At 68.5% G+C, this 22460-nt stretch carries 22 protein-coding genes; 10 read left to right on the forward strand and 12 right to left on the reverse strand.

All coding sequences use genetic code 11. From position 1 onward, the window contains the following. Positions 1–264 precede the first annotated feature (264 nt). Positions 265–567, reverse strand: a complete 303-nt coding sequence (locus JK363_RS40020) for a winged helix-turn-helix transcriptional regulator (RefSeq protein ID WP_201883258.1) — start codon at positions 565–567, stop codon at positions 265–267. Between the two features lie 140 nt (positions 568–707). On the opposite strand from JK363_RS40020, the gene JK363_RS40025 reads away from it, so the two are divergent. From JK363_RS40025 to JK363_RS40035, 3 genes are all read left to right on the forward strand, one after another. Continuing rightward, positions 708–1676: an NADP-dependent oxidoreductase gene (locus JK363_RS40025; RefSeq protein WP_201883259.1), complete on the forward strand. Its 969-nt coding sequence runs from the start codon at positions 708–710 to the stop codon at positions 1674–1676. Positions 1677–1705: 29 nt separating this feature from the next. After that, positions 1706–2026 (forward strand): NIPSNAP family protein, encoded by a 321-nt coding sequence (locus JK363_RS40030; RefSeq protein WP_201883260.1) that lies wholly within the window; start codon positions 1706–1708, stop codon positions 2024–2026. A 65-nt stretch (positions 2027–2091) separates the two neighbouring features. Further along, positions 2092–2538: a GlcG/HbpS family heme-binding protein gene (locus tag JK363_RS40035; RefSeq protein WP_201883261.1), complete on the forward strand. Its 447-nt coding sequence runs from the start codon at positions 2092–2094 to the stop codon at positions 2536–2538. 518 nt (positions 2539–3056) lie between these two features. Here the strand turns inward: JK363_RS40035 and JK363_RS40040 are convergent. The 9 genes from JK363_RS40040 to JK363_RS40075 form a co-directional block, all read right to left on the reverse strand. Continuing rightward, positions 3057–5402 carry an ABC transporter permease gene (locus JK363_RS40040; protein ID WP_201883262.1) on the reverse strand — a complete coding sequence of 782 codons (2346 nt, stop codon included), beginning with the start codon at positions 5400–5402 and terminating at the stop codon, positions 3057–3059. Further along, on the reverse strand, positions 5399–6091 hold the full coding sequence (locus tag JK363_RS40045) for an ABC transporter ATP-binding protein (protein WP_201883263.1): 693 nt from the start codon (positions 6089–6091) through the stop codon (positions 5399–5401). The genes JK363_RS40040 and JK363_RS40045 overlap by 4 nt, the downstream gene beginning before the upstream one ends. Then, positions 6088–6612, reverse strand: coding sequence for a PadR family transcriptional regulator (locus JK363_RS40050; RefSeq protein WP_201883264.1), 525 nt, complete (start codon positions 6610–6612; stop codon positions 6088–6090). The genes JK363_RS40045 and JK363_RS40050 overlap by 4 nt, the downstream gene beginning before the upstream one ends. Before the next feature lie 71 nt (positions 6613–6683). Then, positions 6684–6869, reverse strand: coding sequence for a hypothetical protein (locus JK363_RS40055; protein WP_201883265.1), 186 nt, complete (start codon positions 6867–6869; stop codon positions 6684–6686). Between the two features lie 213 nt (positions 6870–7082). After that, on the reverse strand, positions 7083–7313 hold the full coding sequence (locus tag JK363_RS44945) for an integrase core domain-containing protein (protein WP_372444947.1): 231 nt from the start codon (positions 7311–7313) through the stop codon (positions 7083–7085). A 102-nt stretch (positions 7314–7415) separates the two neighbouring features. Then, a complete protein-coding gene (locus JK363_RS44500; RefSeq protein ID WP_307822079.1) occupies positions 7416–8093 on the reverse strand; it encodes an integrase core domain-containing protein in 678 nt (225 codons plus the stop codon). Between the two features lie 539 nt (positions 8094–8632). Next, entirely contained in the window at positions 8633–9016 is a 384-nt protein-coding gene (locus JK363_RS40065) for a hypothetical protein (protein WP_201883266.1), read from the reverse strand. A 215-nt stretch (positions 9017–9231) separates the two neighbouring features. Beyond that, positions 9232–10881, reverse strand: a complete 1650-nt coding sequence (locus JK363_RS40070; protein WP_443726317.1) for a glycine/sarcosine N-methyltransferase — start codon at positions 10879–10881, stop codon at positions 9232–9234. A 147-nt stretch (positions 10882–11028) separates the two neighbouring features. Further along, on the reverse strand, positions 11029–11703 hold the full coding sequence (locus JK363_RS40075) for a hypothetical protein (protein WP_236076536.1): 675 nt from the start codon (positions 11701–11703) through the stop codon (positions 11029–11031). A gap of 10 nt (positions 11704–11713) precedes the next feature. Here JK363_RS40075 and JK363_RS43550 point away from each other — a divergent pair, with 10 nt between their 5' ends. From JK363_RS43550 to JK363_RS40085, 3 genes are all read left to right on the forward strand, one after another. Continuing rightward, positions 11714–11899 (forward strand): hypothetical protein, encoded by a 186-nt coding sequence (locus tag JK363_RS43550; protein ID WP_236076537.1) that lies wholly within the window; start codon positions 11714–11716, stop codon positions 11897–11899. 145 nt (positions 11900–12044) lie between these two features. After that, the gene (locus tag JK363_RS40080) at positions 12045–12449 is read left to right on the forward strand and encodes a helix-turn-helix domain-containing protein (protein ID WP_201883267.1); all 405 of its coding nucleotides are present in this window, start codon (positions 12045–12047) and stop codon (positions 12447–12449) included. A 304-nt stretch (positions 12450–12753) separates the two neighbouring features. Further along, positions 12754–13539, forward strand: coding sequence for a thioesterase II family protein (locus JK363_RS40085; RefSeq protein WP_201883268.1), 786 nt, complete (start codon positions 12754–12756; stop codon positions 13537–13539). Between the two features lie 83 nt (positions 13540–13622). Here the strand turns inward: JK363_RS40085 and JK363_RS40090 are convergent, their stop codons facing one another. After that, positions 13623–15176 (reverse strand): long-chain-fatty-acid--CoA ligase, encoded by a 1554-nt coding sequence (locus JK363_RS40090; RefSeq protein ID WP_201883275.1) that lies wholly within the window; start codon positions 15174–15176, stop codon positions 13623–13625. After that, positions 15173–16717, reverse strand: a complete 1545-nt coding sequence (locus tag JK363_RS40095; RefSeq protein WP_201883269.1) for a class I adenylate-forming enzyme family protein — start codon at positions 16715–16717, stop codon at positions 15173–15175. The genes JK363_RS40090 and JK363_RS40095 overlap by 4 nt, the downstream gene beginning before the upstream one ends. Before the next feature lie 365 nt (positions 16718–17082). On the opposite strand from JK363_RS40095, the gene hemA reads away from it, so the two are divergent. The 4 genes from hemA to JK363_RS40115 all read left to right on the forward strand — a co-directional run. Next, positions 17083–18309: a 5-aminolevulinate synthase gene (gene hemA / locus JK363_RS40100; RefSeq protein ID WP_201883270.1), complete on the forward strand. Its 1227-nt coding sequence runs from the start codon at positions 17083–17085 to the stop codon at positions 18307–18309. Positions 18310–18953: 644 nt separating this feature from the next. Next, a complete protein-coding gene (locus JK363_RS40105; RefSeq protein ID WP_201883271.1) occupies positions 18954–19544 on the forward strand; it encodes a hypothetical protein in 591 nt (196 codons plus the stop codon). A 5-nt stretch (positions 19545–19549) separates the two neighbouring features. Then, positions 19550–20617, forward strand: coding sequence for an acyl-CoA synthetase family protein (locus JK363_RS40110; RefSeq protein WP_201883272.1), 1068 nt, complete (start codon positions 19550–19552; stop codon positions 20615–20617). Between the two features lie 307 nt (positions 20618–20924). Further along, positions 20925–22460 (forward strand): type I polyketide synthase (locus tag JK363_RS40115; protein WP_215911719.1); only part of this gene is annotated, 1536 nt, incomplete at its 3' end.

The raw sequence follows: 22460 nt of genomic DNA on the forward strand, positions 1-22460 counted from the left end.
GCTCATCGGCAGGAGGCGTAGGAAGGCCAGGGCGTTGGTCGCGGCGAGGTAGGCCAGACGCAGCAGCACGACAGATCATGATGCCGCCGGGGCCCTGCGCTGGTGAAGACCCCGGGGTGAACGTCGAGGAGAATCGAAGATCCGTGATCAGGATCCCGACCTGCGTAGATGATGTATCGGCACCCGCAATGCTGACGGCAGCTGCGCGAGAGCGCCGGCTCAGACGACCGTGGCCAGATTTCGGGAAACCCGATGCACCGGCCCCTACCAGGGCGGATGAGGTTTCTGGCAAGGGCAGTGCTCGACGTGCAGGGGGACGGCGGGGTAGACGGTGCGGTCGAGGATGCCGAAGTCCTCAAGGCGGCGCAGCGTCTGAGTGAGCACCTTGGGGCTGACGCCCTGGAGCCTGCGCTGGAGTTCCCCGAAACGCTGGGGCCCGTCCTCGAGGGCGCCGATGGCCAGCGCGGACCACTTGTTGGCGAGCAGGTCGAGCAGCGCGCGGCACGGGCACTGGGCGGCGTAGACGTCATGGTGCGAGTGCTGGCCGCTGGGGCAGGTGGTCGTCATGCTCACTCTTCCCACCAGGTTACTTCCCAATGGGAAGTTTTAGACCTTGAAGGTAACTATATCCCCGGGGATAGCGTCGTCGACGTCAACGGGGGGCCCGCCGAGGGCCTTCCGCAGAGTGCCTTTTCAGGAGATGACGCATGTCCACAGACACGATGCGCTCAGTGGTCCAGGACGGTTTCGGCGGTCCGGAGGTGCTGCGCATCCAGCAGGTCCCACGCCCGGTACCACTCCCCACCGAGGTGCTGGTGCGGGTGCACGCGGCCGGGATCAACCCGGTGGACTGGAAGACCCGCGGTGGCTCCGGCATGGCCGGGCTGCTGGGTGAGCCGCCGTTCACCCTTGGCTGGGACTTGTCCGGGGTGGTGGAGGAGGTCGGCTTCGGTGTGACCACGCTGAAGGCCGGCGACGAGGTGTACGGCATGCCGTGGTTCCCGCGCGCCGCGAACGCCTACGCCGAGTACGTGACCGCCCCGGCCCGCCAGTTCGCCCTCAAGCCCGCCACCTTCGACCACGTGCACGCCGCCGCCGTACCGCTGGCCGCGCTGACCGCCTGGCAGGCGGTGGTCGACACCGCTCACCTGCAAGCCGGCCAGCGGGTCCTGGTCACCGCCGCCGCCGGCGGGGTCGGCCACTTCGCGGTCCAGTTCGCCCGGCACCTCGGCGCCCACGTGATCGCCACCGCCAGCACCGCCCGCCACCCCTGGCTCAAGGAACTCGGCGCCGACGAGACCATCGACTACACCACCACCCGCTTCGAGGACGCCGCCGTCGACGTCGACATCGTCATCGACCTGGTGGGCGATGCCCACGACCGGACCAGCACCCGCTCGCTCAAGGTCCTGCGCCCCGGCGGCCTGCTGGTCGCCATCCCGGCCGGCGTCTCCCCCGAGCTGGCCCAGGCCGCCGAGGCGGCCGGCGTGCGGGTCACCCCGTTCCTGGTCGAGCCGGACGGAGCCGCGCTGACGACGATCGCCGACCTGATCGACGCCGGCCATGTCGCCGTCGAGGTGGAGGACACCTTCCCGCTGGAGCAGGCCGGCGCGGCCCACGCCCGCGGCGAGGCCGGCCGCACCCGCGGCAAGCTCGTCCTCACCGTCCCCAACTGACCACCCCGGCACCAACTTTGGAGTCGCACATGTACTACGAGATCCGCCGCTACCAGGCGCAGCCCGGTCGCCGCGAGGAGTGGGTGCGCTACATGGAAGAGGTGGTCATCCCGTTCCAGGCCTCTCTGGGCATGGACGTGACAGCCTCCTTCGTCGACGACCAGGACGAGGACGGCTACGTGTGGATTCGCCGGTTCGAGGACGAGGCCCAGAGCGAGGCCCTGTACGAAGCCGTCTACCACCACGACCGCTGGAAGAACGAGATCGGCCCGGTGGTCTACGGCCTGCTGATCCCCGAGAAGACCGTCGTCACCCGCGTGGTCCCCACCCCCGCCTCACCACTGCGGTGACCCGGCCGCACCACGTGCGCCCGGAACGGCGCCACCCGCACAGCACAGCCACAAAGGGACCACTCATGAGCTCTGACACACTCGCAATGTCGTTCCCCGCCTCCTCGATCACCCAGGTCGCAGCAGGCGCCCTGATCGCAGCGGTACACACGGCCGCCGCCTGGATCGGTTTCACGGCGGCTGTCGCCGTCACCGACCCGGGCGGGCACCTCAAGGCGTTCGACCGCGCCGACGACGCGCCCTTCCTCACCACCGAGGTCGCCGTCGACAAGGCATGGACCGCAGCCTCCTTCCGCACCCCCACCCACGCGTGGAACAACTACCTCGCCAATCCGAGCATCGCGCCGCTGGGCGGCCACCCGCGTCTGATGGCGGTCGGCGGCGGCTACCCGATCATCGACAACGGCCAGTGCGTCGGAGGCCTCGGAATCTCCGGCGGCAGCTACGAGCAGGACCAGCAGGCCGCCGAAGAGGCCCTGGTCGCCCTCGGGTTCGAGGTGCCCACCCGCTGACCGCCCGACCGGCCTGTACGGTCAGCCATCGCAGCCATCGCAGCCATCGCAGCCATCGCAGCCATCGCAGCCATCGCAGCCATCGCAGCCATCGAGGGCGGACCGTACGGCCTTCCGCTCCGAGACCATCCCGCTGTCCACCTTGCTTACCTTGGCCGGACCTCTTGTGGCACCCGTGCGCAGATCAGCGGGGTCTACCTGGGGAATCAACCCGAGCAGTTCTGAGGCAGCCTCGAGCGCGTGGTGGGGGGATTCAGATATTGCCATCACCATGGGGGAGTGCGTGACTCCACCGTGGAGGCGCCGGTGCCCGGCGTATCAGGTGTTCGTAGCGGCGGTGCAGGCGTCGGCAGGCTCCCGGCCGACGCCGTCTGATGGCGTGCTCGCCTCGACTGCGGATCCTGCTGTGCGCCGAGGTTGCCCTGACGGTGACTGTGCTGATGCCGAACGGGCTTGCTTGTGTGCAGCGGTGGGCTCCTCCTGGCAGGAGGAGCCCACTTCGGGGGATGTGTGAGGGGCTATTCCGTGCGCAGGCCCTCCGGGCGCATCATCCGCAGCAGCGGCGGCAGGCTGAGCAGCGTGACCACGCCGACCACGGCCGCGCCCACGCCGGTCATGGTCAGGACGCTCGCCCAGTCCATGGCCACCGGTGTACGGGTCATCTTCAGCAGCACCGAGCCGAGGGTGACACCCACCGTTGTGGCCAGTACGAGGCCGAGCCCGACCGGGAGGGCCGTCTGCCATAGCACCGACAGGCTCAGCGTGCGGCGCTGAGTGCCGAAGGCGACCAGCGCGGAGAGCAGCTTCCTGCGTTCGCGCAGCTGCTCCAGCTGCGAGACCAGCAGACTCGCTCCGATCAGTGCCAGCACGAAGAAGGAGCCGACGAACAGGCCAGTGCGGATGGAGGTGTATTTGACGTCCTCCTGGGTCGCCGACCAGCCGTAGGTGCTTGCCAGCGGGTCGATCCGGGCGACGGCGTTGCGTATGTACTCCCGTGAATCCGGTACCGACGGGTCCAGACGCAGGTAGACCCCGTCCGAGAACAACGCGGACGCGGCCTTGGCGGGCAGGGCGGCGGGGGTGACCAGCAGACCGTTGGCGTCCTGCAGGGAGTCCTTGCGCGCGTCCACCACCCGCACGTTCGCCGGAACGGTCCAGGGCGCCTCGATGCCGCGTTCGGCGTCGTCGTACGACGGGTCGATGTAGAGCTGCCGACCGGGCTTCACTATGGCGATTTCGTCGGCGTTGCTGGGGGTGGTGTAGTGGCTCCTCGTTCGCGTGACGAACACGTCGCCGTCCTTGCAGGAGGGAAGCGTGGCGAGTTCGCGCAGGGCGGTGCAGCTACCCACGGTCAGGCCGTTGCTGTTCTCCGGGTCGCGACGCGCGTCCCCGTACTCCGAGGTGGCCAGGGCCACTGCGGCCCGTACTCCCTTGGTGCCGGTGAAATCGCGTTCGACACCGGACAACGGCTTGCGCTCGCTGAAGTCGACCTGCATCTGGACCCGGCTGGGGTCCTTGCCGGTGGCCTTCGTGTACTGGCTCTGCGTTCCCGTGAACAGCATCTGCAGGGCGATGGCTCCGGCCACCGCGACGGCGATGCCGTTGACCATGCGTGCGGCGGTTCCGCTGCTCAGCTGCAGCCGTCGTACCGCGAGCTGCCAGGACAGCGCGCCCTTGCCGAGGGGGACGACGACCGCCTCCACGACCCAGGGGAGCAGCGCGGTGATGCCGATCAGCAGCAGCAGTACGCCGCCGATAACGAGGTACTGGTTGAAGTCGCCGTTCTTGCGGCCCTTGCCGATCAACGGGTAGAGCATCGCGAGGCCGGCCAGTGGCGGCATCAGCCGCCACCACAGCCGGCGGCGGCGCTGCTTGGCCGCGCGTACGACGCCAAGCGGTTCCACCACCACGCCGCGCATCGCGAGCAGTGTGACGAGTACGGCGGCGACCGGGATCGCCACCGCGACCAGCGCGGCGAGCGCGGGGGAGGGGTCGAGGTAGCTGGGCCAGACGCTCACGCCCAGCAACTCGGTGGAGCCCAGCGTCTGACGGCCGAGGAGGAAGAAGGCGGTGCCGATGACCAGGCCGAGCAGGGCTCCGGCGAGTGCTTCGCCCGCTGCGAACCGCCGGGTCATGTGGCTGTCCGAGCCGACCAGGCGCAGCGCGGCCAGCCGGCGGTCGCGGCGCTCGCCGCCGAAGCGGACGGCGGCGGCGATGAACACGGCGACCGGGGTCAGCAGCACCACGAACACGACCAGGACCATGAGCAGCAGTACCGGGTCGGTCTTCTCGGGTGTCTCGTCCGGCTTGCCATACTCGGTCAGCCGGTGCACCGGGGAGACGTCCGTGAGTTTCAGCCCCGAGGCGCCCGCGTAGTAGGCCAGTTCGTGGGAGCCGATGAGTCCGCTCTCGCCGATCGTGCCGGTGATCTTGTAGGGCAGCCGCTCCCGCAGCAGCTTGGCGTCGTCCGAGGCGAGCAGGTCCTTGAGCGCGGGAGAGACCACCATCTCGCCCTTGCCCGGGAAGCTGTCGACCCCCGGGGGCAACGGTGCCCGCTTGCCCTCGGGCTCGACGAGCCGGCCGCGGATGTCGTCGTCGTGCCAGGCGGTGTCGGTGGCGGCGATCAGGAAGGTGTTGTCCGCCTTCGGCGGGGCCTTCTCGGAGTACGTGTTGTCGTAGCGGGCGTCCTCCACCTTGAGGCGGGCGGCGAACACGTTCGGCAGGGCGGTGCACAGCAGGAGCAGTGCCACGCCGAGGCCGACGCCGACGGCGGTGAGCGTCATCCGGACCCAGCCCTCGCGTCCGCCGGTGACGGCGAAGCGGGCTCCCATGGCCAGGTCTCTGATCCACTGGCGAGGGCTCATACGGAGCGCTCCATGTCGCGGGACTTGCCGTCGCGGACGACGATCTCGCGGTCGGAGTAGGCGGCCACGTGTGTCTCGTGGGTGACGAGGACGACGGCGGCGTTGGTCGCGCGGGCCGCTTCGGTCAGCAGTCCCATCACGCGTTCACCGTTGGAGGAGTCGAGCGCGCCGGTGGGTTCGTCGGCGAACAGCAGGCGCGGTCCGGTGACCAGCGCGCGGGCCACGGCGACGCGCTGGCCCTGGCCGCCGGAGACCTCGCCGGGACGCTTGGCCTTGAGGTCGTCGACCTCCAGGCGCTCCATCCAGCCGAGCGCGGTCCGCAGGGCGTCCTTGCGGGAGGAGCCGTTCAGCCGCAACGGCAGGGCGACATTCTCCACACAGGTCAGCTCGGGCACCAGCTGACCGAACTGGAACACGAACCCGAACTCGGAGCGGCGCAGCGCGCTGCGCTGGGCATCGCTCATCTTCGTCAGTTCACGCCCGTTGTAGGTAATCGACCCGGAGTCGGGCGGCACGATCCCCGCGAGGCAGTGCAGCAGCGTGGACTTGCCGGACCCGGAGGGGCCCATGATGGCGACGACCTCGCCGGGGTGTATGGAGAACTCGGCACCGTCCAGCGCGTGGGTCGGGCCATACGCCTTGCGCAGGTCGTGCGCGGTGAGCAGGGAATCGGGGGGCGAATTCGTCATAGGGTCACAGCCTCACGGAGTTTGTCGAGTCGGGCGGCGGTCAGCTCCAACCAGCGCAGGTCGGCTTCCAGGTGGAACAGGGCGTGGTCGCAGATCAGCTGGTCGGCCAGGTCGCCCTTGCGCTTGCGGTCAGTGAGGATCCGCATGCTGCGCAGATGCTCGGAGCGCTGGGTGTCGAGGATTTCGGTGGCGTCGCGCCGGGTGAGCAGGGCGAGGACGACCCTGGTGTAGAGGGTCGACTGGAGGTATTCCTCCGGCTTCTGCGGCGTCGCCAGCCACCGCTGTACGTCGGTGATGCCGGCGTCGGTGATCGCGTAGCGCTTGCGCTCGGGACCGCCGCCCGCCTCGATCGCGTCGACCTCGACGAGACCGTTCTTCAGCAGCCGGGACATCGTTGAGTAGACCTGGCCGTAGTGCAGCGGCCGGTCGTGACCGAACTTCTCGTCGAAGGCCCGCTTGAGGTCGTAGCCGTGGCGCGGGCCGGCCTCCAGAAGCCCTAAAAGGGTGTGACCGATGGACATGGCCCGTACTATACATACTATGTATACGCGGCATGTATACTCCGAGAGTGCAGGTCGTGGCGGGGTGTACGTCAGGGCGTCCCGTGGGATGCGTTCGCGGAAGTGGCACACTTCCGGTCGGAGCTGTCACCCTGACTGATCGCGACCGAGTTCAACCCCGCGGTCCCCTTCGACAGCCGGACGTTGGTCCACTTCCTGCCGTCGTAACGCAGCGCCAGCGCCTGCCAGGACTTGTCAGGCGCCTGGGTCTCGCCCACGGCCCACACCTGCCCTGAAGGGTGTCATTATTGCCGTACGGTGGTTGACCTGCGGCTTTGTGATCGCCCAAGTATGGGCACGTTCAGTGATCGTGGGTCTGTGACTGCTCTACCTGATCTTCTGCCGACTACTGGGCTGCCTCCTCCTGGTGGGCCGATCGACCGCCGCAAACAACGCCGAGATCCTGTGGGTGCCGGAATCCTGTGTAATCCCTATGCGGCCTGCGTGTATTCGTGGATGAGGTCGCCGAGTCGATCGCGTCGATGGATGCGAGTGTTATCGGTGGCGGTGGGTGGTTCGGGCTCGGTGAGTCGGTCCGGCGACCGTTGTCCGAGGGATCGGTGTGGCCGGTGTTGGTTGTAGTGCTCTGCGTACTCACTGGCGACGAGGCGTAGGTGGCGCTCTCCGTGATCAGGATGCGGTCGGTTGCCTCGCGTCGGCATGAGGCGATCCAGCGTGCCGCGATGGCGTTCATCCGGGGTACTTGGGGCAGTGTTGGAAGGGTGTGGGGTTCCAAAATAGGGTCGCTGTATTGACCTGCGAATTTACCCGGCTCTTTCGTACTCGTTGATGAGTCCTCCGAGGATGGGTCGACGCTTGATCCGTTCTTGGCAGAGGTTGGCGATGGCATGGTCGGGTCGAGGCGGTTGCAGGCGGCGTCCGCGGTGGGGTCTTCGCCCGTTGTAGTGCCGGGCGTATGCGTCCAGCACGGTGCGCAGATGGCGCTGGCCGAGGATGAGCATGCGGTCGGTGACCTCGGAGCGGACAGTGAGCACGAATCTTTCCGCGTAGGCGTTCGCGCGTGGACTGCGCGGTGGGATCTTCACGCCCGTGATGCCCGCGCTGGCCAGGACGGAGTCGAAGGAGGTGGTGAACTGCCCGGCCCGGTCCCGCACCAGGAACGCGAAGCCGGATGCTGGGTCGCCGAGTTCCATCAGGAGGTTGCGTGCCTGCTGCGTGGTCCAGGGGCCGTCGGGATGGGACGTGGCGCCCAGGACGTGCACGTAGCGGCTGCCGACCTCGATCGCGAAGAACACGTACACCCGTCGCAGGGTGAGGGCGCAGTCGATGTGGAAGAAGTCGACGGCGATCAGGGTCGAGGCTTGGGTGTGCAGGAACTGCCGCCAGGTTGTCTCGGTCTGCCGTTTGGGTGCTGGGGGGATCTTCAGGCGCTTGAGGACTCTGCGAATCGTGGAGGCACCGATGCGGTGGCCGAGCCGCATCAGCTCTCCTTGGATTCGCTTGTACCCCCAGGAAGGGTTCTCCGTCGCAAGCCGTTCGATGAGCGTGGCGATTGTGTCGTCGAGGGGAGGGCGGCCGACCTTGTGTGGATAGGTCCATCTCCTTGCCACCAGGCGGCGATGCCAGCGCAGGAGCGTGCCGGGGGTAACCAGTCTGTGTTCGCGCAGCTTTCTCGGCAGAAGGCGGACGAGGGCGGTGAGGATCGCGCGGTCCGCCCAGGTCAAGCGTGGCCTCGGAGTGCTGCGGCGCAGCACGGCTACCTCATGGCGGAGCACGAGTAGCTCGACGTCCTTGGATGCGGAGGAACGGCCGGGTAACACGAGCCAGCTGAGTAGCCGAGTGGCGAGCAGGTAGAGCAGGACCGCAAGGACACGAACTACGATCCTGCCCGATCAGTGACGCTCCATCGAACTTTGCTGGTCAAGGTCCTGGCCGGATTATGGAACCCCACAGGCGCAGCAGCACGACAGATCATGATGCCGCCCCAGCCCTTTGCGGGTGAAGGCACTTGGGGCGAATCTCAAGGAGAGCCGAAGATCCGTGAACAGGCTCCCGACCTGCGCGGATGATTTATCGGCACCCGCAGACTCGCATCGCCCTTTTCGAGGTTGGTGATGATCTTCTGCACGGCGCCGCGTGCGGCGTGGTGAGGCGACACGGGAACGGACATGGCGCGTGTCGGGATGGTGCTCGGGGCGGTGGTGAGCCAGCCGCGGTGAGGACGAGCCTCGCGAGAGCGCGCGTACGGGCGACTGCGCCGGTCGACCTCCGGTGCACCGCCACTGTGCGCACCGCTTCCCACCAGGGCGGATGATATTTTCGGCAAGCGCAGCATCGCTGGAGTCCCCGTCGGCGAGCCGGTGCCGATCGGTGAGCCGATCGGCACCGTGCTCGACACCAGCATCCTGTACCCCTGCTGGACCGACGGTTGCGTCGGCTCGACGGCCGGTTCCGGCTGTGTGGCTTCCACTGGGGGAACGGACGGCTCGGGCTCGGTGGGCGTCCGGCGGGGAGCAAGGGTGTCGTTGCCGAGCAAAATCGCCCTCGCCCTGGGCACGGCGGTCGTATGCCGCTGGTGCGGCCGGGTGGCGGGTGGGGCCCGTCACCCGGCCGTGGCGGCTATCGCGTGAAGTGGAAGACGCCCCACGTCACATGGTTGTTCCTGCCGCCCTCGACCCAGTTGGTGAGACCCTTCTTCATGCGCGCGAGGTAGTCGGCGCTCACCTGGTCGGCCAGGCCGTCGGCCTCCTGACGCCGCGTCTCGTCCAGCACCCGGGCGTAGTGGGTGATCAGTTGCTCCCGGTGTTCCTCGAAGCCGCCGCCGACCTCGGTGAATCCGAGTCGCGCCAGCTCATGGCGGTAGAAGTCGGGCGAGCCCATATCCTCCAGGTGGATGCGGTCCAGGATGGGGCGCAGTGTCTCGGCCGGGCAGCCGTCCACCGCCATGGGGTCGGTGAAGATCAAGTGGCCGCCCGGGTGCAGTACACGGGCGGCCTCCTCCAAGGGGCGGGCGCGGTTGCCGCTGTGCAGCAGGGCGTCCTGGGACCAGACCACGTCGACGCTCTGGTCCGGGAGTGGGATGCTCTCGAAGGAGCCGTCCACCACCTCGATGGCCTCGCTGAGTCCGCGCTCGGCGTTCAGCACGCGGTGACGGGCGTTCTCCACCTCGCTGAGGTTGAGCGCGATGACTCGGCAGCCGTAGGTCTCGGCGAGGTACCGCGCGGAGCCTCCGAAGCCCGCCCCGAGATCGAGTACGACGGATGAGGTCGTCAGGTCGAGCTGTCGCGCCATGCGCTCCACGGTGCGTCGGCTAGCCTCGGCTATCGGCTCGTCAGGCCGGTCATAGATGCCGATGTGAATGTCTTCTCCTCCCCAGACCTGGGCGTAGAAGGCGTCGGCGTCCGCCGAGTTGTAGTAGTCGCGCGCGGTCCCCACGGCCTCGGAATATTCCGTGAGCGGCTCGGCTGTGATCCGGTATTCCTTCTCCGCGACATGAATGAAGAAGTCGGGCCGCTCTTCCCGGTTGGTGTGCTGGAAGTCGCCGTACGTCTCGATCCGCTGGAAACCGACCTCCTGCATGAGCCTGCGCGTGTAGTCCTTGCGCAGCGGGAACATGTTCAGGTGGTAGACGGATTTGTCGGGGAAGCTGTAGCGCATGCGCACCAACCCCTCGTCCACATACTCTGGCTCGACGGCGACGTCCTTCCCGCAGTAGTAGTACACGTGCTTGCTGGTGTAGCCGCGATCAAGGATCGCGTCGTAGTTGCGCTGGTCGAGGACGAGGATCCCGTCGTGCTTGAGCATCGCGTAGAACTCCGCGAGTGCCTTGCGCCGGTCGCGCTCCGAGAACAGATGGGTGAAGGAGTTCCCGAGGCAGACGATGGCGTCGTACTCGCCGTGGGCGTCGCGATTGAGCCAGCGCCAGTCCGCCTGTACGACGCGGAGAATGTGCTCACCGTGCTTGAGCCCGTTGTCGAATGCCTGGGCAAGCATCTCGGCGCTGCCATCGGCGCTCACGGTCTCGAATCCTGCCTCGAGCAGCCGGACCGAATGAAAACCGGTCCCTGTGGCCACGTCGAGGACCTTTTTGACGCCACGCTCCCGCAGGAGGTCAATGAAAAACGTTCCCTCGCTCTCCGTCCGCCTCTCCCAATCGATGAGCGAGTCCCACTTTTCAACGAAACTGGGTACGTACTCCTCCGTATAATGATCGGTGTCCCGGACGTCGACTGGATTGTGTCCGAATTTCTGTACAGGATGCGCAGAAATAGCGAAACCTCCGGTGCTGAGACAGCAGACAACGGCACCCGTGCCCGGCGGGGCGTATTCCCACTATCGCGAGATGCATGCCGCCGGGAGGGCAATCCCTGTGTAAATAGCTGGAAAATCAATCTCACCAACCGGAAATAGACTGACTCATCCTGATTTGCGTTTGCTTCTTCCCGGAAGCGGCTTTCTTGGCGTCTCCGGCTTCCGTGCCGGATCGTGAACACGTCGGACGATGCCTACTGCTGGATTCCTCTTTGGTTGGTTCATGTAGTGGTGACGGGGTGGTTCGGGTGCTCGGGGGTGGGGTGTGCGGCAGGTCTGTATCCAGCGCTCCATGAGCGAGTTCATCCGGGGTATCCGAATGCTGGTGGTGACAACCTTCAGGCCGGCGTCGATCATCAGGGCGTCGAAGGCGGCGGTGAACTTCGAGTCGCGGTCGCGGATCAGGAACCGTGCTCTGCTGCCCGCGTCCTGAAGGTCCATCAGGAGGTTGCGCCCGAGCTGCACGATCCAGCCCCCGGTCGCATGTGCGCCGGCGCTCGGAATCCTGATGCGACGGGTGATGTGCTCGATGACGGCGAAGACATACAGGCGTGTTCCGGTCAGCGTGCGGACTTCGAAGAGATCGCAGGTGAGAAGGGCTTCGTCCTGGTTGCGGAGGAAGTCGGCCCAGGTGGTGCTCTGTCGTTCGGGTGTGGGTGGGGTGCCGTGCTCGCGCAGGACCAGGGCGCGGATCGAGCGGATGGTGCGTGGGCGTCCACACTGCTTGGGTGCGCAGGTTGCGGCATGGCGTCGGCTGAGCAGTTCCCGATGCCGGCGCAACTCCGTGTCGGTGGATCAGCAGGAGAAGGTGCCGCAGTGGGTTTCGGGGGAGATGGTGGTCCAGTCCGGTGAGGACGGGGCGATCGCTGTCGGTGAAGGTCGGCCTGCCGATCTGGCGCTGCAGGAGGCGCAGTTGGTGCCGGAGCTCGAGGATCTCGATGTCCTTGTCTGTGTCGCTCATCGGCAGGTGGCGTAGAAAGGGCAGGGTGTTGGTCGCGGTGAGGTAGGCCCGACGCAGCAGCACGGCAGATCATGATGCCGCCGGTGCGTTGGACAGGAGAAGACACCTGGGCGGGCTCAGCCGGAGCCGAAGATTACTGATCAAGCCCGCACCTGCATGGATGATGTATCGGCACCCGCACTGCCGCAGGCGCCGCATCCAGACCGCAGCCGCTTTCGTCGGCGCCGACGGTGAACACTGGCGGGCCCGGCCGCTGCTCACCGCTGTCCGCGGCGACCTGGGGCGGGCTCGCGGCGTATGGGCGATGCTGACCCACCAGGGCTTACCGCATCGGCCGCTCCCGGCACTCACCGCCGCCCAGATCCGGATCCTCGCCCTGCTGGCCGCCGGCCATGGCAACAGCGAGATCGCCGCCTCGCTCTGTCTCTCCCGGCAGACCCTCGACTACCACCTGGGCCGGCTGCGCGAACTGCTGGGCGCCCCCACCCGGCTCGCCCTGGTCGGTCGCGCCTATGCCTGGCCACCCCGCTCCGCCACCATGCCGCGGCCGTCCGGTCCACGGTGAGGGCGCCGGGGCAGCGCCCGCCCGCCCGCTCGGTCGAGCAGGCGCACGAGTCAGGCGCTTCCCCTTCTCGGCGTCGAAATGCTCTGCCCCGAACCGCGCGACATGGTGGGCGTGGACCTCGCCGACGTGCTGTTCAGCGTCATCCGACGTGCCGTCGACAACGTCGCCCGCCCCGGCTGAGCGACCTTCGGGCACGAGCCTGTCAGGACCCAACTTGATCATTGGGTGCGGGTCGGGAAGGGTTGGGGCTCGGGGGCGTTCTTGCTCGGACGTGCCCCTCAGTGCGAAGGAACGGGGAGAGCACATGGCTGACTCGCAGGAGCTGAGGCAACGCTGGATCAGACGGTTCCACCCCGCGCCGGACAGGGACGTCATGATGGTCTGCTTCCCGCACGCGGGCGGATCGGCCAGCTACTTCCAGCCGTTGTCCGCTCGGCTGACGCCCCATGCCGAGGTGCTGGCACTGCAGTACCCAGGGCGCCAGGACCGCCGCTTCGAACCCGCGCTCACGAGTGTCGACGCGCTCGTGGACGGCATCGTGGAGGTGCTGCGCGGGCAGACCGACCGGCCGATGGTGTTCTTCGGGCACAGCATGGGCGGCACCCTCGCCTTCGAGGCCGCGCGCCGCATGGAGGCGGAGCTGGGCGGGCGGCTGCTGGGGCTGGTCGTCTCCGGGCGCCGGTCACCCGGCGGCGCGCGCCAGGGCACCGTGCATCTGCTGGACGACGCGGGGCTCCTCGCGGAGACACGCAAACTGCAAGGGACCTCCTCGACGCTGCTGGAGGACGAGGACGTGGTGCGGATGATCATGCCGGCGCTGCGTGCCGACTACACCGCGGTGGAGCGCTACGCGTACCGGCCGGGGCCGGCGCTGAGCTGCCCACTCCATGTCTACACCGGGGACGCCGACCCGCAGATGCGCGGGGACGAGGCGCGCGGCTGGGCCGAGCACACCCGTGCCGACTTCCGGATCCGCACCTTCAGTGGCGGCCACTTCTACCTCGGCGAGCGCGGCGAGCAGGTGGTCGCGGCCCTGCGCGAGGACCTGACGGCCTTCCAGGAGCGTGCCCGGACCGGCGCCGACCGCTGACCCGGCCCGACCGGCGCCCGCACCGGTCGGGCCGGTGCGGGCACGCGAGGTCGAAGCGGTCGGCGATGTCGCGTGCCGTGTCGTCAGCGGCGGCCGGCGAAGCGGGCCACGAGTTCCCGCTTCAGCACCTTGCCGCTCGGCCCGAGCGGGAAGTCCTCGACGAACTCCACCAGGCGCGGGTACTTGTGCCCGGCGACCCGCTCCCTGCTCCAGGACACGATGTCCGCGGCCAGGCCCGCGTCCGGGACAGCGCCCGGCCGGGTCCGTACCACTGCGCACACCTCCTCGCCGTACCTGTCGTCGGGAACCCCGATGACGGCGACCTGGGCGATGGCCGCGTGGCGCATGAGCACGTCCTCGACCTCGCGCGGATAGACGTTGTAGCCCCCGCGCAGCACCATGTCCTTCGTGCGGTCGATGATGGTCAGGTATCCGTCGGCGTCCTTCACCCCCAGGTCGCCCGAGCGGAACCAGCCGTCGACCAGCACTGCCGCGGTGGCCTCCGGCTGGTTGAGGTAGCCGGCCATGACGTTGTGGCCCCGTATGACGATCTCCCCGATCTCGCCGGTTGGCAGCAGTTCGATGCGGTCCTCGACGTCGGCCCTGGCGATCTCCGCCTCGACGCCCCAGATGGGACGCCCCACGGTGCCGGGCCGGCGCGGCCACGCCTTCTGGTTGTACGCCACCACAGGCGAGGTCTCCGTGAGGCCGTACCCCTCGTAGATCGGGCAGCCGTAGACCTCCTGGAAGTCCTCCAGCACCTTGACCGGCAGGGCCGAGCCGCCGGAGAAGGCGCGGTCGAGGGCGGGGCGCCGGGCGTCGTCGGCGGCAGCGTCCAGGAGGGCGAGGTACATGGTCGGGACGCCCATGAACACGGTGCAGCCTTCGGTGACCATGAGGTCGAGTGCGGCGGGGCCGTCGAAGCGGCTCATGAGCACCAGGGTGCCGCCGGCCAGGAAGCAGGCGCTCATACCGCAGGTCTGACCGAAGGTGTGGAACAGCGGCAGACAGCCGAGCAGCACGTCGTCGGGGCCCAGATCGAACGGCGAGCGCATCGTGGTGCCGATGTTCATCACCAGGTTGAGCTGGCTGATCATCGCGCCCTTGGGCCGGCCGGTGGTGCCGGAGGTGTACAGCACCAGGGCCAGGTCGTCGGGCGCGCGCGGGGCCAGCCGGTCCAGGGGCTCCGCCCGCTCGGCGAGGACGTCCAGGCGCGGCGGGCCACCGACGCCGTCGGTGCCCTCCGACGCCATGACGGTGAGCAGCGGAACCCCGGCCACCTCCGCCGCCTCGGCGCCCTGCGTCAGCATCGGCCCGGCGCACACCAGGGCCTTCGCCTCGGAGTCGCGCAGGACGTGGACGATCTCCTCGGCGCGCAGCAGACCGTGCACCGGTACCGCCACGGCGCCCAGCGCCAGCACGCCGTAGTACACCATCGGGAAGTGCGGTGTGTTGGGCAGCAGCAGGGCGATCCGGTCGCCGGGGCGCACACCGTGTTCCCGCAGCACCGTCGCGTACCGGCGGGTGGCCTGCCACAGCTCGGCGTAGGTGAACCGCTCGGGGCCGAAGACGAGCGCCGGGTGGTGGGGGCGTCGCTCGGCGGACTCGGCGAGGACGGACGCGGCCGTCAGCATCAGGCCGCATCCGTGTGGAGCGCGGCCAGCGCCTGCTTGTCCGGCTTGCCCGCGCCGGTGAGGGGCAGGGCGTCGTGGAAGGTGACCACGGCGGGCACATGCTTGGGCGACAGCTCGGCGGAGACGTGTCCGATCAGCGTGCCGGCGTCGGCGCTCGTGCCCGGTCGGAGCACGACGGCGGCGTGGATGTGCTCCACGCGGTCGTCGTCCACCACGCAGTACACGGCGGCCTGGGCGACCTCGGGATGGCTCAGCAGCGCGTTCTCGACGTCCGTGGGGTGGACCCGGATGCCGTTGGTCTTCATCACCTCGCCCAGCCGACCGTGCAGGCGCAGATACCCCTTCTCGTCGAGGGAGCCGAGGTCGCCGGTGTGCGTCCAGCCGTCGCGGATGGTCGCCGCGGTCAGCTCCGGGTCGCCCCAGTAGCCGAGCATGGTGAAGGGGGTGCGCACGCACACCTCGCCGACCTCGCCGGGAGCGAGGTCACGGTGGTCGTCCACGTCTCGGATGCGTACCTCGGCGGTCAGGCGCCCGACGGTGGCGCGCAGTTCGGGGTCGAAGTGGTCCGGTGGGATCAGCACGCTGATGCCGCTGGTCTCGGTGGTGCCGTAGAACTGCAGAAGCACCGGTCCGAATGCCTCGACCGCCTCGGCCAGCCGGGCCGGGGCGGCGGGGCAGCCGCCGTAGGAGATGATCCTGATGCTGGACCGGTCGGTGGTGGCGAGGCCCGGGTGGTCGACCAGCATGTACAGCTGCGGCGGTGTGAGGGTGAGCGCGGAGACGCGATGCCGCTCGACCGCGCGCAGCACCTCGCCCGGTTCGAAGCCGTCGTGCAGGACGACCGTTCCGCCCGAGGCGAGGGCGAGGTCGACACCGGAGCCATTGGAGTGGCTCACCGGCAGCGTCGACAGGTACACGACGGGTTCCGGGGACTGCAGGCCCGCCTGGAGGTAGAGGCTGCGCACGCGGTAGGGCAGGGTGACGCCCTTGGGCTTGCCGCTGGTACCGCTGGTGTAGAGCACCACGGCCGGCTGTTCGGGGTCGGCCTCTACGGCGCCGAGATCGAAGAGGTCCGGGTCGCCCGCCGACAGGTCCAGGACATCGGGGCCGAGGGCGTCGAGCGCGGCGAGCCGGGGCGGCTCGGGCAGCCGCGCGCACAGCTCGCGGGCCGCGTCGGCGTTCTCCTTGTCGACGGCGAGGAACGTCGCCCGGGTTGTGGCGAGGATCTCGTGCCGTGCGGCGGCGGCCAACTGGTCGGTGGGATCCACCGCGTTCGTGGAGTGCAGGTGCACGACGGTGGCTCCGGCGAGATTGGCCGCATAGCGCAGAGTTACGGTCGCCGGGCTATTGGTGACGGTCAGAATCGCCACAATCGGAATTTCATCTTCCGTGAAGTGCCGGCGCAGCATTTCCGCCGCCGCGAGAACCGTCCTGGAGAACTGGCCCGCGGTGCACTCCTCGCCGTCCCGCCACAGGGCGATCCGGTCGGGATCGGACTCCAACGCCTCCAGCACCCGGCGGGCGTAATTCTCGTTCGAAGTCACCGAAACTCCACTTCGCAGCGCATTTTGGTCGGAGCAGGATTGCATGATCACGTGAGCCAGGCAACTGAAATTGAACCACTGTCAGTTTGCCCACACTCGACGCGAGTTGCCATAGGTGTTCCGAACGAGCGTCACCCACACGAAGGTTGGACTCCGTCGGCGGACGGATGATATACAGACGTCACTTCTCCGTGCCTCCTCGAAATCGAGGACGGCGAGCCGCTGGTCCCCGCACGATTCCACGGGTGACGCGTGCAGCCGGGGTGGCCGGAAGCCGGCCGTAGCCGCGCGGTCTCACCTCAGAACCACACAGTCGCCTGTACGTGCACGTGGCCTCAGTCAGCCCGAAAGCGAAGCGAGTAAACGTGACGACCCAATATCTGGACCTCTTTTCACGCCTCATCGAAGGCTCTGACGGGGGTAAGAGGGACTTCCTGGAGATCGGCCGGCTCGCCGGGAGGTTCCCCGCGGCCAGCCTGTGCGACAGCGAGGACACGGACGGCATCAACGTCTGGTGTAGCAACGACTACCTCGGCATGGGTCAGCACCCCGCGGTGCTCGAGGCCATGAAGGAGGCCGTCGACAAGTACGGCGCCGGCGCCGGTGGTTCCCGCAACATCGGCGGCACCAACCACTACCACGTGCTGCTGGAGAAGGAGCTCGCCGCGCTCCACGGCAAGGACGACGCCCTCCTGTTCACGTCCGGCTTCACCGCCAACGACGGCGCGCTGTCCATCATCGCCGGTCGCATGGAAGGCTGCGTGGTCTTCTCCGACGCGCTCAACCACGCCTCCATCATCGACGGCCTGCGCCACAGCCGCGCCGAGAAGCGGATCTTCCGCCACAACGACACCGCCCACCTGGAAGAACTGCTGGCGGCGGCCGACCCGGACGTGCCCAAGCTCATCGTCGCCGAGTCCGTGTACTCGATGAACGGTGATATCGCCCCGCTGCCCGAGATCGCCGACCTCGCCAAGCGCTACGGGGCGATGACCTACCTCGACGAGGTCCACGCGGTGGGCATGTACGGCCCCGAGGGCGCCGGCATCGCCGCCCGGCACGGCATCGCCGACGACTTCACCGTCATCATGGGCACCTTGGCCAAGGGCTTCGGCACCACCGGGGGTTACATCGCCGGCCCCACCGAAGTGATCGAAGCGGTGCGTATGTTCTCCCGCTCCTTCATCTTCACCACCGCCCTCCCGCCCGCCGTGGCCGCCGCCGCCCTGGCCGCCGTACGCCATCTGCGGTCCTCCGACGCCGAGCGTGAACAGCTGTGGTCCAACGCACAGCTGATGAAGGGACTGCTGAACGAGCGGCGCATTCCCTTCATTTCGGACCAGACGCACATCGTGTCCGTCCTGGTGCGGGACGAGGCCCTGTGCAAGCACATGTCCGCCCTGCTGCTCGACCGGCACGGGATCTACGTGCAGGCGATCAACGCCCCGAGCGTGCGGGTCGGCGAGGAGATCCTGCGGGTCGCACCCGGCGCCGTGCACACCGCCGACGAAGTGCGCGGATTCGTCGACGCCCTGGACCAGGTCTGGGAGCAGCTCGGCGCAGACCGCCTGCCCCACGGCACCATCAAATAGTCCTGATCGTATAAACTCGCGGAAGCGGCACCGCGTTGACCCTCCGTCAACGTTCTCATGGGGAGTCTTTGCTTGACATGAGATCGCTGGCGGGGGTTGGATGAAATTGCCGCACGGCCAAGCGGCTCGCGGGCAGATGTGACCCGCATTGAGTGACGGGGTCCACAGGGGGAGCCTCGTCCACGATCACCGCTATACGGTGTTTGCCCACCCCTTATCAGGGAGGGCTGGAACGGGGGTTCTGAGTGACACTTGCGTATGTCCTGGATGGCGGCATGAATGATCAGCCAGGAGCCGGTGCTGAGCTGTACGAACTGTTTCCCGGCGTGCAGCGGACCTATGCGCAAATTGCGGACTGGACCGGACTCGACGTTCAACGCATCTTCCATGAACAAAGAGAGCCCGGACAGGAGCACCGCCAAGGAGTCGGTGCCATTCGTCAGGCCGCCGCCGTTCTCGGAATCGCCGACGTACTCGCCGAAGAATACGGAATCACGCCCACTGCGGTATGTGGGCTCAGTTTCGGCGCACTTGTCGCGGCAAGCCTCGCCGGATCAGTGGAACGTCAGGAACTCTTCACGTTCCTGATGCGTTTGCGGGAAGTTCCGGCCCCTTCGTCGGATGCCCCGCAACAGGCCGTCGCCATGCTCCGCGTTCCCCTCGACACCGACCCCGGCGCGTTCGTCGCGGACGTCCCCGACGTCCACCTCTCCGCCGACCTCGGTCGTGTGGGCACCGGCAATGAACGCATGGTGCTGCTCGGCGGCTACCGCACCGCCCTGGAAACCTTCGGCGCGACCCTGTCGCCCGGCGCCCTGCACATCGCCGAGGAACACGGCAGCGCCTTCCACTCACCGCTGCAGCGGCACCTCACGGAGTTCCTCGAGCCCACGCTGGACGCCATGACCTTCAAGCAGCCCCGCGTCCCCGTCCACTCGTGCATGGAGCGCAAGACGCTCACCACGGGCGAGGAGATCCGCGACCTGTTCCACCGCAACCCGACCGACCCGGTCAGCGTGCCGCACATGATCGGCGGACTCGAGGACGCCGGCACCGAGCTCGGCCTCGTCCTCGGCCCCGCCGCCTTCGGCACCTTCCAGAACGCGGACTTCCCCGTGGTCCACGTCGAATCCCCGGACCACGTCTTCGAGGCCATGACCGCCGTGTACGACTTCGGTATCGACCTGCCCCCGGTGGAACCCGCCACCCCTTCCGGCGAAGCAGTGGCGGGGTGAACACGATGAAGAACGTCACCCCCCTCATCGACGAGTGGCTCGCACAGGACATCGACGCCTGGACCCGCCGCGTCGTCCGCCGCCACTTCGACCCCGACACGGGCAGCCCGTACTGGCTCAAGCGCTCCGCCGAACTCGACTTCGATCCGCGGGACATCACCCGCTACGACGAACTCGCCGCCTTCGGCCCGATGCCGCTCGGCGAACTGCGCACGCTCGATCCGGCCGACCTCGTGCCTCAGGCTGTACCCCGCCCCCTGGCCGGACGTATCTGGGACTCCGGCGGCACCACGGGCAGCCCCTGCCGCGTCTTCTACACCGGGCCGATGCTCCTGCAGCGCGCCGCCTGGCGCCGCTGGGTCATCGAACGCGAAGGCTTCCAGCCCGGCCGCGGCTGGCTCCAGGCCACCCCCACCGGCCCCCACCTCATCGGCCACGGCGCCGTGGACCTCGCGGACATGTACGACGGCCGGGTCTACGGCATCGACTTCGACCCCCGCTGGGTCAAACGGCTGCTGCGCAACGGCAGGCTCAAGGACGCCCAGGAGTACACCTCGCACATCGTCGACCAGATGGCCTCCGTACTGGAGAGCCAGCCCGTCGACTACCTCGTCACCACCCCGGCACTCCTCCAGGCCTTCATTAAGGCCCGGCCGGAACTGGTGACGAGACTGAGCGGCGTACGGCTCAGCGGCACCCACGCCACCGCGGCGATGCGCCGTTCCTTCCACCAGGCACTCGGCGGCGGACTTGTCATCGTCACCTACGCCAACACCTTCGGCAACACCGTCGCCCTCCCCGTGGAGAACGACGGCGTGCTGATGCCGTACCTGCCCAACTACCCGCAGGTCACCATGGCGGTGGTCGACAAGGACGACTGGTCCAAGGTCGTCCCCTACGGCGAACAAGGCCAGGTTCGCCTGACCGTCCAGCACGACGACCTCTTCCTGCCGAACATCCTGGAACGCGACATCGCCGTCCGCTATGACACCGGCGACGCCTGGCCGTGCGACGGCGTCGCCAACGTACGACCCCTGCAGGTCGTCCGGTCGGCACCGGAGGGGATCTACTAGGCGCCCGGGGGCGGGCCCGCACAGGGCTCGCCCCGCCCCGCTCCCGGACTCACCAGAGCCCGGGACGGCAACACGGCCAAACCGCCCGCTGCCGTACACCCCGGCACCCCACCGGTCCGGGATCCACCGGGACGCAACGGCGAGCCCCGACACACCCGGCAGCAGACGCCCAGTGCCACCGCACGCCGGCGCCGCCGCCATGCCAGGCGTTCCCTCACATCAACCGATCAACGTCACACCCGCCGGAGCCGGGAGCACCCTCTGTCGCGCCCGGCCTCTCACGTCCTGGTCCCAGGGAGTCACCCTCATGAAGCGTTCCGAGGCCGCCTTCGCACACACGGCGGACGCGGCGAACACTCCGATCGCGGTCGTAGGACTCTCCTGCCGCCTCCCCGGCGCCCCCGACCCCGCCGCCTTCCGGGACCTGCTGCGCACCGGCACCGACGCCATCACCGAAGTACCCCGGGAGCGCTGGAACGCCGATGACCTGTACGACGAGGACGCCACCCGCCCCGGCACGGTCAACACCCGCCGCGGCGGCTTTCTCGACCAGGACCACATCGACCACTTCGACGCGGCCTTCTTCGGCATCTCACCCCGCGAAGCCGCCGCGATGGACCCCCAACAGCGCCTCGTCCTGGAGCTGACCTGGGAGGCTCTCGAAGACGCGGGCATCGCCCCGGACCGGCTTCGCACCACCGACACCGGCGTCTACATCGGCGTCATCGCCGACGACTACGCCACCCTGCAACAGCAGCGCGGCCTCGCGGCCATCGACCGGCACAGCTTCACCGGACTGCACCGCAGCATCATCGCCAACCGCGTCTCGTACCACCTCGGCCTGCGCGGCCCCAGCCTGACCCTCGACGCCGGCCAGGCCTCCTCCCTCGTCGCCGTCCACCTGGCCTACGAAAGTCTGCGCCGCGGCGAGAGCACGATCGCCGTCGCCGGCGGCGTCAACCTCATCCTCGCCCCCGAGAGCAGCGTCAGCGTCGCCAAGTTCGGCGGCCTCTCACCCGACGGCACCAGCTACACCTTCGACGCCCGCGCCAACGGCTACGTACGCGGCGAGGGCGGCGGCGCCGTCGTCCTCAAGCCCCTCGCCGCCGCCCTCGCCGACGGTGACCCCATCTACTGCGTCATCCGCGGCAGCGCCGTCAACAACGACGGCGGCGGCACCCACCTCACCACTCCCCACCAGGGCGCACAGGAAGACGTCCTGCGCCGCGCCTACGAGCAGGCCGGCGTCGACCCCGCCCGGGTCCAGTACGTCGAACTCCACGGCACCGGCACCAAGACCGGCGACCCGATCGAGGCCGCGGCCCTCGGCACCGTCCTGGGCAGCGCCCGACGACAGACCGGGACACCGCTGCGCGTCGGCTCAGCCAAGACGAACGTCGGCCACCTGGAGGGCGCCGCCGGCATCGTCGGCTTCATCAAGACCGCGCTCGGCCTGAAGCACGGCGAACTCTTCCCCAGCCTCAACTACCGGACCCCCAACCCCGAGATCCCGCTGGACGAACTCAACCTGCACGTCCAGACCGACACCCAGCCCTGGACCCCCGACCCGGAAGTGGACGCCCCCCTCACCGCCGGCGTCAGCGCCATCGGCGTCGGCGGTACGAACTGCCATGTCGTGCTGCAAGGGGCGCCGGTTTTGGCTCCGGTTCCGGTTCCGGTTCCGGAGGAGGAGTCGGCGGCGGAGCCGGCTGGGGATGTCGTGCCGCCGGTGGTGGTGCCGTGGGTGGTGTCGGGCAAGTCCGAGGAGGCGCTGCGGGGGCAGGCGGCGCGGCTGGCCGCCTCTGTACCTGAACTGTCGCCGGTGGATGTGGGGTTCTCGCTC

The organism is Streptomyces coffeae, from assembly GCF_016741875.1.
Lineage (GTDB): Bacteria > Actinomycetota > Actinomycetes > Streptomycetales > Streptomycetaceae > Streptomyces > Streptomyces coffeae.